11 protein-coding genes are annotated in these 15,867 nt (G+C 63.5%); 1 reads left to right on the top strand and 10 read right to left on the bottom strand.

All coding sequences use genetic code 11. The features are described from left to right. Positions 1–68: 68 nt before the first annotated feature. The gene (locus CGA22_RS06430; RefSeq protein ID WP_041020529.1) at positions 69–1,586 is read left to right on the top strand and encodes a hypothetical protein; all 1,518 of its coding nucleotides are present in this window, start codon (positions 69–71) and stop codon (positions 1,584–1,586) included. A gap of 43 nt (positions 1,587–1,629) precedes the next feature. On the opposite strand, the gene CGA22_RS06425 is transcribed toward CGA22_RS06430, so the two are convergent. The 10 genes from CGA22_RS06425 to CGA22_RS06380 form a co-directional block, all read right to left on the bottom strand. Then, positions 1,630–1,908, bottom strand: coding sequence for a hypothetical protein (locus CGA22_RS06425; RefSeq protein WP_041020528.1), 279 nt, complete (start codon positions 1,906–1,908; stop codon positions 1,630–1,632). Position 1,909: 1 nt separating this feature from the next. Further along, complete coding sequence (locus CGA22_RS06420; protein ID WP_188258516.1) at positions 1,910–6,346, bottom strand: RHS repeat-associated core domain-containing protein; 4,437 nt, start codon at positions 6,344–6,346, stop codon at positions 1,910–1,912. Positions 6,347–6,358: 12 nt separating this feature from the next. Further along, the gene (locus CGA22_RS06415) at positions 6,359–6,793 is read right to left on the bottom strand and encodes a DcrB-related protein (protein ID WP_041021189.1); all 435 of its coding nucleotides are present in this window, start codon (positions 6,791–6,793) and stop codon (positions 6,359–6,361) included. Between the two features lie 18 nt (positions 6,794–6,811). Then, on the bottom strand, positions 6,812–8,743 hold the full coding sequence (locus CGA22_RS06410) for a type VI secretion system tip protein VgrG (RefSeq protein WP_041021188.1): 1,932 nt from the start codon (positions 8,741–8,743) through the stop codon (positions 6,812–6,814). A gap of 157 nt (positions 8,744–8,900) precedes the next feature. Further along, positions 8,901–11,591 (bottom strand): type VI secretion system ATPase TssH, encoded by a 2,691-nt coding sequence (gene tssH / locus CGA22_RS06405; protein ID WP_041022254.1) that lies wholly within the window; start codon positions 11,589–11,591, stop codon positions 8,901–8,903. Continuing rightward, a complete protein-coding gene (gene tssG, locus CGA22_RS06400; RefSeq protein WP_041022253.1) occupies positions 11,584–12,636 on the bottom strand; it encodes a type VI secretion system baseplate subunit TssG in 1,053 nt (350 codons plus the stop codon). Before tssG ends, tssH begins: the two co-directional genes overlap by 8 nt. After that, positions 12,600–14,459 (bottom strand): type VI secretion system baseplate subunit TssF, encoded by a 1,860-nt coding sequence (gene tssF / locus CGA22_RS06395; protein WP_041022252.1) that lies wholly within the window; start codon positions 14,457–14,459, stop codon positions 12,600–12,602. Before tssF ends, tssG begins: the two co-directional genes overlap by 37 nt. Beyond that, positions 14,456–14,968 carry a type VI secretion system baseplate subunit TssE gene (gene tssE / locus CGA22_RS06390; protein WP_024776797.1) on the bottom strand — a complete coding sequence of 171 codons (513 nt, stop codon included), beginning with the start codon at positions 14,966–14,968 and terminating at the stop codon, positions 14,456–14,458. The genes tssF and tssE overlap by 4 nt, the downstream gene beginning before the upstream one ends. Next, a complete protein-coding gene (locus CGA22_RS06385) occupies positions 14,962–15,387 on the bottom strand; it encodes a hypothetical protein (RefSeq protein WP_041022251.1) in 426 nt (141 codons plus the stop codon). Before CGA22_RS06385 ends, tssE begins: the two co-directional genes overlap by 7 nt. Then, the gene (locus tag CGA22_RS06380) at positions 15,387–15,842 is read right to left on the bottom strand and encodes a type VI secretion system amidase effector protein Tae4 (RefSeq protein WP_041022250.1); all 456 of its coding nucleotides are present in this window, start codon (positions 15,840–15,842) and stop codon (positions 15,387–15,389) included. Before CGA22_RS06380 ends, CGA22_RS06385 begins: the two co-directional genes overlap by 1 nt. Positions 15,843–15,867: the final 25 nt, after the last annotated feature.

The following is a 15,867-nucleotide window of genomic DNA, read 5'->3' as shown; positions in this document are numbered from 1 at the left end:
CGGTGCTCCCACAGGCTTAACTGACTGGCATTTAGGGCTGGCCCTTACACTCAATGAAGGCAGGCGTGATGCAATCTCGTTTTGATCCGCTGGTTCATATCGACTGGAAAACACCGGGCGGTGAACTCCTTGGGTTGCTCCAGCATTACTACCCCGATATCGAGGTGTTTGTCGGCCAGCCATTCGAGGCGTTGCTGGATGAGCTCTCCAACGAAATGCCCGAGATCTGCTTCCAGGCGCTGGCGAACGCCTTGGCCGAGCGCGGCTATGACCTGTGGAACCTGGACGCCGGCGGCGATGATTACCGCCCGGTCGTGGTCCCGGTCGACCAGCGCGAGGCATTTGCCAGGCACTGGCAAGAGCAGGAGGACTTCACTCCGAGCTTGATCGAGCCGGAGAAGCCCGTCGCCGCGGAGGGAAAAGCCGCACGCAAGCCGGCCAAGTCCAAGCGCAGCAAACTGAACTGGCTGCAGGAAGTGCATGACTATCCCGGTCCCACCTACGTCCATGACGACAACTACCACAACGGCTGGGCCGGCATTACCGAACAGGACGATGAGCGGTGGCTGTGCTTCCTGATTGACTACAACCAATGGCCGCCTGCGGAGCAGGACATGCTCGAACACCGCACCGATGGGCTCGACGGCGCCGATCTGCAGCTCATTGATGCCAATGCCCAGCACAGTCTGTGGAGACGTCGGGTCAGGAGTGGCGACTACAGCTCGGACGACCGCTATAAGTACGAAGTTCGCCAAGGCGACGACATCCAGGCTTTCGGCCCTGCCGAGGTAGAGTGGCCAGGGTTTGAACAGCCCTGCGTCGTGGTGGATACCGAGGTCTTCGAACGCCAGCGCATCTACGAGCCGGTGCCGATGACACGCATCTGGCGGATCACCGCGCAGGCCAGCGAAGTCATTTTCGAACACCCGGATGAACTGACGATACTGCCCATCGGCCCCCGTCGCCTGCTGTTCATGCAACACAACGGCCCCCTGTGCTGGATCTGGAATCAGGATCCACCGCACCAGGCCATCGCCGGCAAGCCGATGCCGACGGTGGACGGCTACCACCTCAGGGCGTCGACCGCCTACCTGGGGGGCGATGAGATCCTGCTGTTCAGCGAAGACAAGCGCAAGAACCTCGAAGACCCGCGCTACCACGAGACCGTGCTGCTGGCGTGGCGCTTCAACGTGGTCACGGGTGGCGCAACGAAGGCGCTGCTGGATGGCTTTGGCAGCGAGGTGCGCCAGGACACCCGCCTGCTCGTCACAGAGCCAAAGAACCTCATCACGTTGCGCACGTTCCACGGGCGTATTCATGTCAGCCGAGGGCACGGTGACTGGTGGGTCTGGAACTACGCCACCAACACGTTCGGCTCGTACTCCCTGGCCTGGTTCTGGAATCAGCTCGATAACCAGGTGCTTAAACTGTCCAGCCAGGATATCCGGCGTATCAAGCCGCAGGTGCGTTACCTGCCGGCACAGGACCGCTACCTGGCATTCGAAGCGGATTTCGTTGCCAGGTTGCCGGCGTTCAGCGAAATGCTCGAGGCCAAGGGCGGCGGCGAGGTGCTGGGTTTCGACTGACGGCGGTGCGCAAGGCACAGGGACTGCGGTGCATTGCCGTGGGTTACGGCATGCTCATCAAGGCCATTCTCAGGCGTTTGATCAGCTTTGGGTCCTTGAGGCAATCGCCCGGGCGTTTGTTACCCAGGGCCGGCACAACCTGTTCCATCCACCACAGACCCTCCTTGAGCCCGCGTTTTCCATAGAGCACCACGGCCATGTCGAGGTGGTCGTCCATGGCCTTGGCGAGCGTGCGGGCGTTGTCGTCGAGATAGTCCTCTTCGTACAGGCGCACGAAAGTTTGCCAGTCGGCGTCGCCGACGTATTCGTCTTCCAGTCCCATGTCAAAAACCTGCAAAGGAGATCAAGTTGCTGCCGGTCGGGTTTCGCGCCGACGGCGCCAGGATCCCATCATAACCGTTGGCCTTGGCCCAGGCGCCAATCTGGTGGGTCTGGGTGTATTTGTTGCCGGTGATGCTTTTAAGGGACACGCCCAGTTGTTTGCGCACATCGGCCCGGGTCAGGTCGAGGACGTTATTGAGCTGCACCTTCTTGCTCACCAGCACCCGCGTGGACAAGTCCACGCCCCAGTGATTGACCTCGCCCATGGCGGTCTTGCGCGAGTTGGCGCCATAGACGCCGCCAAGCCCCGGCGCGGTATAACGGTGCCGGGCGGCAACGTTCCATTTGTGGGCGGTCCAGGTGGTGCTGATCCGCCCGGGTTCTTCGAACCGATAGACCGTCCGATTGACCTTGCGCCCCTTCGGCGGGGTGGTGCATTTCATCAACCCGAGGGGGTCGATCCAGCTCACCGGGTTCGGTGCGTACTGGTAGAGGTTCAGCCCGCCGGTAAGGCCGATGGGGTCCGGCGTGGTGAAGCGGCCGATGTCCGGGTCGTAGAAGCGCAGGGTGTTGTAGTGCAGCCCGGTTTCCCGGTCCAGGTATTGGCCCTGGAATCGCAGGTTCTGCTCTTCGATGTAATACGGTTCGCGCAGCTCTTCGGCGGTGTTGCCCCACACTTGGTAATGGGCGCGCCAGAGCGTATGGCCGTCGCTTTCCGACAGTTGTTCGGGCTGGCCGTTGAAGTCGTTGTGGTAGTAACGGACTTTCTGCTGCTCACCAAGGCCATCGACCCGCGCCAAAGGCTCGTGACCGTCGTCGGCATAGATGTAGAGGCTGGTCTGGCTGTCGCGGTGCTCCTGCAACAGTTGCAGCGCATCCCAGGTAAAGCGAGTACGACCCAGCAGGGTCGCATGGCGATCGTACTCGGTTTTTTCGATGCGTCGGCCCAGCGGGTCGTAGGTCATCTTCACGACCGAGCCGTTGTCGTTGTGCACCTCCACCAAACGCTGTTCGGCGTCGTACTTGAAGCGCTGGACACCGCGTCGGCTGCTGCGTTTTTCCACCATGCGGCCGAAGCCGTCGTAGCGGTAGCGCTTGTCCTGATAGGTCAGCAAGCGATTATGGGTGACGTGCCCGGTGCCCATCAGCCCGTCGAGCAGGTTGGCGGCCGGGTCGTAGGCGAAACCTTCACGCTGGCCCTTGAGATTGTCCTGGCTGGCGAGGATGCGGCCGGTGGCGTCGTAGTGCAGCAGTTGACGATGGGGCGCTTCGGGCTGGTTGTCGAAGCGCTCCACCAGTTGATCGCTGCCGTCATAGGCAAACAGCGACTGCGCCGCTGGCGGTAGCAGTGTCGACTGCTCCTGTTGCCGTCGCTGGCGGGCCCGCAGGCGACCGCTGCGGTCGTATTCGCTACGGGTGCTGAGACGGCCCTGGGTACGCAGCACTTCGCGGTGCAGGCGGTCGCGCTCGAAGTCACTGATGACCTGGCCGTCGAGGTTGATCTGGTGCAAATGACCGCTGCCGTAGTGCAGGCGGTTCAGCCAGCGGCCATCAGGGAGCTGTGTCTGGGTGAGGTTGCCCAGTTCGTCATAGCGATGCGTGAGGCGACCGGCCCACCCCTGTTCGGCGATCAGTTGCCCAAGCGCGTCGTAGCTGAAGCCGATGCTTTGCTGTTCGCCGGCCAGGCCGGTGAAGGTGATGGCCTTGACCTGATCGAGGTCGTCATAGCGGTATTCGGTGCGCCCGTCAGCGGTGACCTTGGCGACCAGCCGACCCATGGCATCGCGTTCCAGCTCATGGATGATGGGTGCTTGCGGAGAGAGGTCCAGGTCGGTGCTGCCGGGAACGGCGAGGGCTTGCACGCGAGTGACATTGTCCAGTGCATCGTAGGCGTAGCGCTTGAGGCTGCCGTCCAGGCTGTGCTGAGCGCTCAAGCGGTCGCCCGCATCCCAGGCAAACCGATAGCTTTCGCCGTTCTCGTTGGCCAGGGCCAGTAGCCGCCCATAACTGTCGTAGCTCAACTCCACCCGCCGGCCATGGGCGTCGGTGCGCAGGCGCAGTTGACCGCTCGGCGTGTGTTGGAAAGACGTGGTGTGGCCGGCGGGATCGCTGTAGCCGATCAACTGGCCGCTGGCATCACGTTGATAGTGTTCGACGCGACCGTCTGGCAACTGCTTGCTCAGCAACCGGCCCTGGTCGTCGTAGCTGAAACTTGTGCGTTCCCCCAGCGCATCGCTGCTGCTGAGCAGCAGACCGCGCTCGTCGTAGCTCAACCGGGTGGTGTAGCCGGAGCAGTCGGTGTGTTCGCTGAGTTGGCCGAGGGCCGTCCAGCGCATGGTCTTGCTTTTGCCGGTGGCATCGATGACTTCCACCACTTGACCGTGAGCGTCGTGGCGATAGCGGGTGACGTGGCCCAGGGGGTCGGTTTCAACCGTGCGATTGCCCCGCGCGTCATAGCGGTACTGCCAGGTATTGCCTGCGGCATCGGTTTCCGCCAGGGGCAGGGCCCAGTGTTCGAGCCACAGCGTCGACTCGCTGCGGCCGAGCGGGTCGAGGGTCTGGCAGAGATTGCCGGCTTCGTCATAGCTGAACTGATGCTGCCCGCCGTTGGGGTCGGTCGCCCCCAGCAACTGGCTGTCGTCGTTCCACTGGAATGCCCAGGTGCGATTCAGTGCGTCGGTGGCTTCGGTGATCTGGTAGCGCGCATCCCAGCGCCGGGTGCTGACGCGATTCAAACCGTCGGTGATGCGGGTGATGCCGCCGGCCAGGTCATAGTCGAATGTATAAATATCGCCGGCGTCGGTCCAATGGCGGACCACGCGCCATTCCTGGTCTTCGATCGGGGCCCATTCGTAGAAACAACGCAGGCCCGTGGGCAACTGATGCTCCACCATCCGCCGCCCGAGGTCGTAGGCATAACGGCGTTTGACCTGGCTATTGGACTGGCGCACCTGCGCCAAGTCTCCCTGGGCATCGTAGCCGTAGTGCATCAGCACTTCACGGCGCTGGTCAGGGTAGAGGCGGTCGATCCGGCTGACCCGTCGTGGCCAGCGCTCGTCATAGGCCAGTTCGACCTGCACCAGGTCGAACGTGTCGCGCAGCCGCACCAGGCGTCCGGTTTCGTCGTAGTCGAGGTGGATGCGGTTGTCGTTGCGATCACCGAGCTGCTCCAGGCGCAGCAGCGTGGCATTCGCCGATGTGGGCTTGAACAACCGGTACAACCCGTCCGCGCTTTCGATCAGCAGTTCACCGTTGGCGTGCCGCCGCACGGCGAGACCTTCGCCGGCGCTGAACACCGCACCGCCCAAGGGGATCGAACCCATGTCGATGCGCCGGCCCTGTTCGTCGGTATAGATCAGGGTTTCGCCGCCCTCGGGATGGGGCAGGACCTCTACGCATATTTCGTAGGCGACGCTCCAGCCGGCGCCGAACAGGCCGTCACGGCGTTCGTCACGGCTGTTGTAGAAACGCTGCCAGTCGATGGGCAGGATGCCCGGCAAGACGAAGTCCAGTTCCTCGACATCCCCCAGCACTTTGGCGCCGGTCGCCGCATGCACCGGGTTCGATGAGCCCATGGCCGCGTTGGCCGCAGCGCCCATCGCGCTGCTGACCGCCATCGAGGCCGCGCCACCTATCAACATACACGGCAGGTTGCTCAGGAACTTGCCTTTGCCGCCCTTGAGCATCAGCAACGCGGTGACCGCCAGCCCCACGCCCGGCGTCTTGCCGCTGCGGATCTCCCGTACCACCACGGTGCCGCCGCCGATGGTCACGTCCGGGGAAATCAAACCGGACGAGACCACCTTGGCTTCGCAGGTACTGCGGTCACCGCTGCGCACGGCGGGCTGGCCGTTGATGGTGACCTTGTCCGAGCCTTCGGCCAGGAACTGCGGCGGCATCGGCGGGTGCTTCAGGCAAGTGATCATGTCCAGCGGCTTGGGCACGGCACCGGGGGCGGGTGTGGCGACGGTGGGCCGCCACATCTGCGAGAAGAAACTCTCGGCCATGTCCAGGTAGCTGGGCTCGGGCGCTTCGAGCTCGGTGCCGGCCGGCGCGACGTGGGACTCGATGGCCCCGGCGGCGCGGGCGGCGGGAATGTTGTTGGTCAGGGTGTCGGTGGAGCCGGTGAGGATGTTCGCCTGTACCGTGGGCGGAAAGAGGGCGTTGCCGATGCCCTCGCAGATATTGCTCAGGCCCTTGTCGGCCCCGGTCTTGCTCATGGCGAGGCCGACGACAGCACCGACCACGGCGCCGAGCAGGAAGCAACCGAGGCCGCCGGTCGCGACCGTGATGCCGGTGGCCGCCACCACGGCGGCGGTGGCGACGGCGGTGATCGCGATGTTGGCCGCCACCTCCAGCACGCCGCCGAGGATGTCGGCCATCATCGAGGTGTGGTCCAGCGCGTCGCCCAACCGTGCAGCCCAAAGCGCGTCAGACATGCACGTCGCTCATCAGACCGGCCCGTCGAACACGAGCGAACCCTTGATCGTTGCCCAATGCGCGGCTTCGGCGTCGCCGAGTGGCTCGGCCTTGACGTAGCTCAGGGCAAACATCTTGCGCGTGCCGGGCAGCACCAGGGCCAACTGGTACTGGAAGACTTTTTCGTTGCCCTTGCTGAACTGGCTGCGCAACTCGATGCCTTCGACTTCCTGGTTGGCACCCAGGCGTACCGTGGCGCCCGGTTGGCAGCGCAGTTCCTGCACCTGTTTTTCCAGGCGCTTGAGCTGGTCGTCGAGGTTGCTCTGCAGGGTTTCGCCGTCGGCCAGCAAGCTGCGGCTGACGATCAAGGACGTACCCAGTTCGGGGAACTTGAGGATGTTGATCGTCGCGTCCAGCAACTCGCTGGGCGGCAATTGAAGCTGGAATTCGTTGATGCGGTAAGTCATGGCGCCTGAATCTCTGGATTAACCCTTGGGGAACGCGGCTTTGACGTTGGCGTCGATGCTGGCCTTGACGCCCTGGCCGTCAGGGGTGGCACCAGGGCCGCCGCCATTGTTCAGGTGCAGGACGCCACCGGTGTTGAACTCGGCATCGCCCTTGGCATAGAAGCTGATCTGCACGCCGGTCAGGTTGATCTGGCCGCTGGCATTGAGCTCCAGAATGCTTTCACCGCACACCAGCCGCAGGTTTTCGCCCACTTCGATGACGTAGCTCTGGCTGATGCTGTCGGTCTTGCGCAGGCCCACCGACAGGATGTCTTCCTGTTTGACGATGCGCAGACGGTTGTTGCCGATGGTCACTGTCTCGTCATGGCCGATGCTCTTGTTGCGGTCGTGACCCACCGAATGGCTTTCATCCACCTCGACCACGATGTCCTGGTTGCGCTCGGCATGGATGTACAACTGCTCGGCGCCTTTCTTGTCCTCCATGCGGATTTCGTTGAAATTCGCCGGCGTGCCGCCCTTGCTCGAACGGCTCTTCATGCCGCTCTGGGTGGCGTTGTCGGGCAAGTCGTAAGGCACGGTCTGCTCGGCGTTGTAGACGCGACCGGTGATGATCGGTCGGTCGGGGTCGCCTTCGAGGAAGCTGACGATCACTTCCTGGCCGATGCGCGGGATCTGCATCGAGCCCCAGTTCTTGCCGGCCCAGGATTGCGACACGCGGATCCAGCACGAGCTGTTCTCGTTGGACTGGTCGTGGCGGTCCCAGTAGAAGTGCACCTTCACCCGGCCGAACTGATCGGTCCAGATTTCCTCGCCCTTGGGGCCGACCACCAGGGCGGTCTGCGGGCCTTTGACGATGGGCCGGTGGGTGTGGGGCAGCGGGCGGTAGCTCTGCTGGGCGTCGATGCAGGTCAGGCTGCTTTCGAACTGTGCCGAAGGGGCGCCGCCGCTGGTTTCGCCGCTTTCCTGGGACAGGTAGTAGCGGGCCCCGACGATCAGGTATTCGCGGTTCTGGTCCTGGCGGGTGAAGCCGGTCAGGCTGAACAGATGACCCGAGCCCAGGCCTCGCGCGTTGCCGGCCAGCTCGACCTGTTCGTGCAGGGTCTGCAAGGCTTCGATGCGGGTGCGGGCATAGTGCTCGCCGTCTTCGCTCTGCACGTAGGTGCCGGGATAGTCGTACAGCGGATAGTCACCGGCGGCGTGGGGACGGGGCATCGCCGAACGCACGTCGATGCGCGCACTGGGGCGCTGGAAGTCATAGTCGTTGAGTTCCAGCGAGCCGGGCTGCACTTCCTGGGCCAGGTGCCAGTCGTGAATGTGGTCACGCTCGCGTTGCTGCTCGTTCTTCGGGTAGTAGGGCACCGACGCGTAGCCAGGCGCGCTGGTGTGCGCACCGTAGGCATCGGCCAGCACCAGCACATGACGGCCCTGCTCATGGCGGAAGAAGTAGTAGATCCCTTCCTGTTCCATCAGGCGGCTGACGAAATCGAAGCTGGTCTCGCGGTACTGCACGCAGTATTCCCACTCGCGATAGGGCCGGCTCAAGGCGTCTTCGAAATCGGAGAAACCCAGGTCGCGGAACACCTGCTTGATGATCTGCGGGATGGTCAGGTTCTGGAAAATCCGGCAATCGGAGGTGCGTGTCAGCAGCCACAGCCAGGGCCGTAGCGTGGCTTGGTAACTGGCGAACTGGCCTTGGTCGACGTTCTGGCTGAAGCGAGCCACGATGCCGTGGAAATGCCGCTCGCCGCCGCCGTCCAGCTGCATGCTCACGCACATGGGTTTGCCGAGCACCTGATTGAGATCGATGGCGTTGTCCAGCGAGTGCAGCTGCAACTCATAGTTGAACAGCCTTCCCAGCTCTTCGCCGCCGCCCATGTCCTTGAGCAGCAGCACCTCGGGCCCCAGGGGGCTGGTGATTTTGGCCAGGCGTGTGGCTTGGTTGAATAACATCGAGTGTCCCGTGCAAGTTGTGTTGGCTGAAGGAGCGCAACCCACTGTGGGAGCGAGCCTGCTCGCGATGGCGGAGTGTCAGTCAACGCGAGGTTGAATGTAATTCCGCTATCGCGAGCAGGCTCGCTCCCACAGGGTTTTTTGTGTTCCTGTCAGGTCAGGCCGCGTCGCTGAAATCGTACTGCAATTCGTTGTCCACCGCGCTGATCCGCACGCCGGCCATGGCCTTGCCTTCGAGCATGCGGGTCAGGAACTCGCGGCTCATGTCCGGCAGCAGGCTGTTGGTCAGGATGGTGTCGATCATGCGGCCGCCGCTTTCGGTTTCGGTGCAACGCGAGACGATCAGGTCGATCACCGCGTCGTCATAGTCGAACGCGACCTTGTGGGTGCTCTCCACGCGCTTCTTGATGCGGTTGAGTTGCAGGCGGGTGATGGCCTTGAGCATCTCGTCGCTGAGCGGGTAGTACGGGATCGTCACCAGGCGGCCGAGCAGGGCCGGTGGGAAAATTTCCAGCAGCGGCTGGCGCAGGGCCTTGGCGATTTCCTCGGGCTCGGGCACGTCCTGCGGGTTCTTGCACACCTCGGCGATCAGCTCGGTGCCGGCGTTGGTGGTGAGCAGGATAAGGGTGTTCTTGAAGTCGATCACCCGACCTTCGCCATCCTCCATCACGCCTTTGTCGAACACCTGGAAGAAGATCTCGTGCACGTCCGGGTGGGCTTTCTCCACCTCGTCCAGCAACACCACGCTGTACGGTTTGCGCCGCACGGCTTCGGTCAGCACGCCGCCTTCGCCGTAGCCGATGTAGCCCGGCGGCGCGCCCTTGAGGGTGGACACGGTGTGGGCTTCCTGGAACTCGCTCATGTTGATGGTGATGACGTTCTGTTCGCCGCCGTACATGGCTTCGGCCAGGGCCAGGGCGGTTTCGGTCTTGCCGACGCCGGAGGTGCCGGCGAGCATGAATACGCCGATGGGCTTGCTCGGGTTGTCGAGGCCGGCACGGGAGGTCTGGATGCGCTTGGCGATCATCTGCAGGGCGTGGTCTTGGCCGATGATGCGTTTTTTCAGGTGCTGATCGAGGTTGAGCACGGTTTCCAGTTCGTTGCGGGCCATGCGGCCCACCGGGATACCGGTCCAGTCGGCGACCACCGAGGCCACGGCCTGGTAATCCACGGTCGGCAGGATCAGCGGGGTTTCGCCTTGCAGGGCGGTCAGGCGCTGTTGCAGGTCCACCAGTTTCTCGCGCAGGGCGTGGCTTTCGTTGTCGGAAGCTTCGCTGGTGTCCTCGCTGTCCACCACACCGACGCGCTCGCGCAGGGTGGCACGGGTGGCGAGCAGTTCGTCCACCAGGGTTTTCTCTTCGGCCCAGCGGCTTTCCAGCTCGGCGAGGCGCTCGCGTTCGGCGCTCAGCAGGCTTTCGGTCTGGGTCTGGCGTGTGCCGATGACCACGCCAATCGCGTGCTCGCGAGCGATGATCTGCAGCTCGGTTTCCAGCGCTTCGATGCGCCGACGGCTGTCATCCACTTCGGCCGGCACCGCATGCAGGCTGATGGCGACGCGGGCGCAGGCGGTGTCCAGCAGGCTCACGGATTTGTCCGGCAACTGGCGCGCGGGGATGTAGCGGTGGGACAGCTTGACCGAGGCTTCCAGGGCTTCGTCGAGGATCTGCACCTGATGGTGCTGTTCCATGGTCGAGGCCACGCCGCGCATCATCAGCAGGGCCTTGTCTTCCGACGGCTCGGCCACTTGCACCACCTGGAAACGCCGGGTCAGGGCCGGGTCTTTCTCGATGTGCTTCTTGTACTCGGCCCAGGTCGTGGCGGCCACGGTGCGTAGGGTGCCACGGGCCAGGGCTGGCTTGAGCAGGTTGGCCGCGTCACCGGTACCGGCGGCGCCACCGGCACCCACCAGGGTGTGGGCTTCGTCGATGAACAGGATGATCGGCTTCGGCGAGGCCTGGACGTCTTCGATGACCTGGCGCAGGCGCTGTTCGAATTCGCCTTTCATGCTCGCGCCGGCCTGCAGCAGGCCGACGTCGAGGCTGCGCAGCTCCACGTCCTTGAGGGACGGCGGCACGTCACCGGCAACGATGCGCAGGGCAAAGCCCTCGACCACGGCGGTCTTGCCCACGCCCGCTTCACCGGTGAGGATCGGGTTGTTCTGCCGGCGGCGCATGAGGATGTCCACCAGTTGGCGGATCTCTTCGTCGCGACCGACGATCGGGTCGAGCTTGCCGCTGCGAGCCTGTTCGGTGAGGTCGACGGTAAAGCGCTTGAGGGCTTCCTGCTTGCCCATGGCGCTGGGGGCCATGGCGCCGCTGGCTTCGCCCGGCACACTGCCTGCGTTGAAGCCGTCGCTGGCGGTCAGGGCGTTTTCCGGGGAGTCGCCGACGTATTCGTCAAAGCGCTCGCTCAGGGCTTCGGCCTTGACCTTGTCGAATTCCGACGACAGTCCTAGCAGGGCATGGCGCAGGCTTGGGGTCTTGAGGATCCCCAACACCAGGTAACCGGTGCGCACCTGGCTTTCGCCGAACATCAGGCTGCCGTAGACCCAGCCGCGTTCCACGGCTTCTTCGACGTGGGAGGACAGGTCGGTGATCGAAGTCGAGCCCCGTGGCAGGCGGTCCAATGCGTCGGTCAAGTCCCGGGCCAGACGCGCCGGCTCGACGTTGAACTGGCGGATGATGCGGTGCAGGTCCGAGTCCTGCAGTTGCAGCAACTGGTGAAACCAGTGGGCCAGTTCCACGTAGGGGTTACCGCGCAATTTGCAGAACACGGTGGCGGCTTCGATGGCCTTGTAGGCCACGCTGTTGAGTTTGCCGAACAACGCGGCGCGACTGATTTCACCCATGCTCATGGCTCCTTGAGGTCTGTGAGGTGTTGGCCTGTTCGGCGTAATGCCGGGCCAGTATTAGATCGTTGGCATCTTTTTCGGGTTGCCCCAGCCAGGTGTTGAATCCCAGGCGGAAACGGCCGTTGAGTTGTAGCGTCGGCACCTCGGGCTGTTCCAGGACCAGGTTCAGGTCCCAGTCCAGCTCATGGCCCAGGTATTCGGCGACCCAGGCCACCAGCTCATTGAACGGCTCGCCACCGGGCAGCATGCCCATGTAGTCGACGAGCTTGAGCGGCCCGAGGCGAATGCGGAATTTGTGTTGGCGGTCCCACACGTAGCGGCCCAGGCAGAAGTCCACACCCAGCTGATGGGCGCTGACGCCGACGCGGCTGCGTTCCGGCAACTCCAGCCATTGGCCGACGTATTCCTCGATCTCCACCGGCAGGCCGAAATATTCGCTGAGGATGGCTTTCAAGCCGTCCGGGTAGCGGGTTTGTGCCGCCAGGTGACCGCTGTAATGCAGTTTTGCCGTGTCCGGGATCAGCCCTTGGTTGAGCAGGCTCGGCATGCCCCGGCCGCTGAGCGCCGCCAGGCGCGCCGACCAGTAGTCGTCGTCCGGGCGGTCATGGCTGACCGTTGGCCGTGCTTCAGCCCAGGCCCGATAGAACAGGCTGAGCAGGCGATGGTGGAATACATCGAGAAAGCGCTTGCTGGTGCTGTCGGCGTTGTTGCGCTGGCGCTCGCGCACGTACTCGGTCATGTGCAACGGCATCGGGCCGTTGGGGCCACCGAGGCCGAAGAAGAATTGCTCCAGCCGCGCCGGCGTGCCGTCGACACCCGGTTGCACCGAGGCGAGGGTGGCCGGGGCAAAGGTGCAGTCGGCCTGTTGTCCGAGGCGCAACGGGTCATCGGCCAGGCGCAGGGAATGGCCCAGGCGCGGCAGTTCGGGGGTTTCGCACTCGATGCGCCGCAACGCCTGGAAAAAGTCGTATTCCCAGGGTTCCTGGCGCATCGCGTCCAGGGTACTCACAGGGTCGGACGACGTCCGGGCTTGGCTTTCCATCGCATGATCTCGCCGCGTTCGGTGGTACGGATCACCGTCTCGGTAAAACTGTTGATCGACACGTAGCGTGCCAGGAAGCGTTCGAACACCGCGCCAAGGAGAAACACCCCGGTGCCGCGGAACGCATTTTCATCGAATTCCAGAGTGATCTCCAGGCCCCGACCGAACACGATCGGGCCGGGCATCGGCAGGCGTCGAGTGCAGGCCTTGCTGCTGACTTCCCGCAGGCCTTCGATCTGCAATTGCAGCGCCGCGTCGTTGCTGTCGCCGTACAGGCGTAGCAGTTCGCGCAGGGCAGCGGCGCCCTGGCCTTGTTCACTGAGGGACAGGTAGTTCAGCGACAACTGGCTTATCAACCGCCAGGCCTTGGCGTCGTGGGCATGGCTGGCCCGTGGCCGACTCGGCCCGGCGACGCAACGCACGGCACCGACCGGCGCACTGTCGGCCAGGGTGAAGTCGGTCTTGCCGTTGCCCACACTCATGAACAGCGGCAGGTCACGGTTGGTGCACAGCGCGGTCACGCCCAGTTGGCGCAGGTCATGGCGGTAAGGCGCCTGCTGACTGTCCACCAGGCTGACAAAGGTTTCGCTGCCGATGTAGGTCGAGCGCGGACCATTGCGTCGCTGATCGCTGGACAACACCCGCGGTTCACGGCGCACCGTGTAATAGGCCTGGTCACGTCCGTAACGGGAAGGGTCGCGCACGGCATAGAACGGCAGGAACGGCTGCTCCGGCCCGGTGCCGTGGCCGGTGAGGCCGGTCAGCGAATGCACTTCGAAATCCATCGGCCGGGTGCGGTCGGCGATCACGTGGTGCTCGTTGACCCGGTCCGACAGATGAATGCGGTCCAGGCGCTTGGGGAACAGATTGATGGCCGGCGTGCAGAACGGCAGGAACTGCGCGGCGCCGACGCTGCCTTCCAGGCTCGGGTCGTGGCGGTCGAACAACACGATCAACTCCAGCTCCTGACCGTCGCAACGCTTGACTGCGCGGCTCAGTTGGGTGAAGTCGACGAACAGGAAGCGCTGGGGCAGGGCGAAGTACTCCTGCAACAGGCGATAGCCCTGGAACGCGCGCGGCACCACCGGCAGAGCCGCGTCGACGTCATCGAAACCGCGGGAGCGCAGTGCATCCTGGGGCAGCCGCTCGACCCAATTGCCGCCGGGTTGGCGCGCGAACACCGCACAGGCACTGCCCAGCAACTGTTCGTACAAGCGGAACGGTTGTTCGTCGGCGCCACTGAGGTACAGCGGCAGATTGTCCAGGGCCAGGCTGTTGAACGGCAATTCGGCGCCGGTGCGCAGGGTCAGGCGTAGGCCCGCCTTGGCTTTCGGTTCACTGGCGGCCAGGCGTCCGAGCACCGTGGACGGGTTGCCGAAGTACTCGGCCTGGCTGACCTGCAAGGGCCACAGTGTCACCGAGTGGGCCGTACGGTATTCGCAACAGGTCTGGGTTTCACGCCCCAGGGCGGCACGCAGGACGCTGTCCCGGGGCAGCTCGAAGCCGCTGCTCAAGGAGCCTTCGTCCGGGTCGGCCTGCATCTGCACCACGGTCATCGACGGCGTCGGCGCCAGATAATGGGGGTAGGCGATTTCCAGCAGGTTGTGGGTGAAGGTCGGGTACTCGGCGTCGAGCTTGAGTTGGACCCGCGCCGTCAGGTAGGCGAAACCTTCCAGCAGCCGCTCGACATACGGGTCGGCGCAGTCCATGCCGGACAATGTCAGCCGACTGGCGATCTTCGGGTATTCCTTGGCAAACTCCGCCGCGCTTTCGCGCACGTGATGCAGTTCCTGGTTGTACAGCTCCAGCAGGCGCGGGTTCATGAGCGTCTCCGCTGATCGGCGTTGACCACGCGCACATGGCCGGTTTCCAGGTCCAGGTCGGTTTGCAGCATCAGGCGCAACGGCACCGGCTGCGCCCAGAGGTCGCCTTCGATCTCGAAGCTCAAGGCGTTGTGGTTCATCTCGGCCGTCGCCCGGGCACGCACGCGCAGGGTGTGGCGCAGGATGCGCGGCTCGAAGGTGGCGATGGCCTGGTGGATCAGGGCTTCCAGCGCCGAAAGATCGACGTTCGAGGCGCTGTTGCCGGCCAGCGCCGGCAGCCCGAAATTCACCACTGAGGTGCCCGCCGGGGTGTGCAGCGTGGCATCGGCGTCGAGCAATGACGTGGTGTTGAGCAGCCACGCCAGGTCACGCAGCACCGAGGCTTTCAATTGGGTCAGGGACAGCACGCGTTTGTCGGCGCTTTCCTTGGGGTTGGTCGGATCGTCGTCGGTCAACCGGTCCAATAGGGAGGGTTGGAGGCGATCGCGGGTGGCGATTTCGGTTACCACGTAAAGGGTGCCACGTACATTTTCTGGTCTCCGCCGGCGCCGCAAGCTGCATACAGGCTGACCGTTCCCGCCTCGAAACCTTCCGGCAGCTGACGAATAGCCTGCATTTTGCTCAGACAATCGCGGCTGGGGGCGGGCATGTGTTCGCTGCGCCAGACCGCAAAAATCGGGATGTTGTTGAACATTTCCACGCGCAGTTTCTGCTGTTTATCCAAGCTGAAGCCGCACGGCCATTCCATGTCCAGCTTCATGCGACTCTGGTCGGGTTTGACCAGCGTGCATTGACCCTGATCGTCAACCAGACTGAGTGGCTGGCCCTCGAAAACCGTCTGGGTCGTCGGCGTCCCGGCATGCTCGGCGCATGCGCTCAGGCTGATCAGGCTAGTCGTCAGGCATAGGGCGAACAGGGCCTTGTTCATTAAGTGAGCTCCCAGAACCAGACCTTCTTGGATCGATAGAAAAGGTCGCTGGTTTGGGTCAGGCCACGATTCCATAGATCGATATGGTCGCCGCTACGACCTTCGGCAGTCTCTCCGGATTGCTGGAAGCAGTCCTTGAAGAAAATCAGGCCGGTCTTGCCCATCAATGTCTTTCGGTCTTCGGGGCTGTTACTGAGAATAGTCGGACGGCCCAGATGATGTTTCCACAACCAATTGGCCAATGACTCGGCGCCCCTGGCGTGTTCATGCTTGCAAAGGGGGTCTTGGGTGTAGGTGGATTTGTTGACCTTGATGGTTTTCTCCGCATTGAGCGTCAGGCTCATGCGTATGGCGCATTGGTTTGCCCAGGGACCGTCACAGGGTTTTGCGTCAGGATGGGCAACCAGCAGGTCGGAATAGGCTTTCCACAAATTGATAAACGAAGGCTTGGCCATGACTCAGACACCGCTGAAAGGATTG

Origin of the sequence: Pseudomonas sp. PSB18, assembly GCF_014596565.1 — a bacterium.
GTDB lineage: Bacteria > Pseudomonadota > Gammaproteobacteria > Pseudomonadales > Pseudomonadaceae > Aquipseudomonas.
The sequence above is the reverse complement of the archived record's forward strand: the minus strand, read 5'-3'. Positions and strand labels throughout refer to the sequence as shown.

Excerpts from the sequence above, each read along its gene's own strand:
- CGA22_RS06425 (WP_041020528.1), bottom strand. The coding sequence starts at position 1,908 with ATGGGACTGGAAGACGAATACGTCGGCGACGCCGACTGGCAAACTTTC.
- tssG (WP_041022253.1), bottom strand. The coding sequence starts at position 12,636 with ATGGAAAGCCAAGCCCGGACGTCGTCCGACCCTGTGAGTACCCTGGAC.
- tssF (WP_041022252.1), bottom strand. The coding sequence starts at position 14,459 with ATGAACCCGCGCCTGCTGGAGCTGTACAACCAGGAACTGCATCACGTG.
- CGA22_RS06385 (WP_041022251.1), bottom strand. The coding sequence starts at position 15,387 with ATGAACAAGGCCCTGTTCGCCCTATGCCTGACGACTAGCCTGATCAGC.
- CGA22_RS06415 (WP_041021189.1), bottom strand. The coding sequence starts at position 6,793 with ATGACTTACCGCATCAACGAATTCCAGCTTCAATTGCCGCCCAGCGAG.
- tssH (WP_041022254.1), bottom strand. The coding sequence starts at position 11,591 with ATGGGTGAAATCAGTCGCGCCGCGTTGTTCGGCAAACTCAACAGCGTG.
- CGA22_RS06430 (WP_041020529.1), top strand. The coding sequence starts at position 69 with ATGCAATCTCGTTTTGATCCGCTGGTTCATATCGACTGGAAAACACCG.
- CGA22_RS06420 (WP_188258516.1), bottom strand. The coding sequence starts at position 6,346 with ATGTCTGACGCGCTTTGGGCTGCACGGTTGGGCGACGCGCTGGACCAC.
- CGA22_RS06410 (WP_041021188.1), bottom strand. The coding sequence starts at position 8,743 with ATGTTATTCAACCAAGCCACACGCCTGGCCAAAATCACCAGCCCCCTG.
- CGA22_RS06380 (WP_041022250.1), bottom strand. The coding sequence starts at position 15,842 with ATGGCCAAGCCTTCGTTTATCAATTTGTGGAAAGCCTATTCCGACCTG.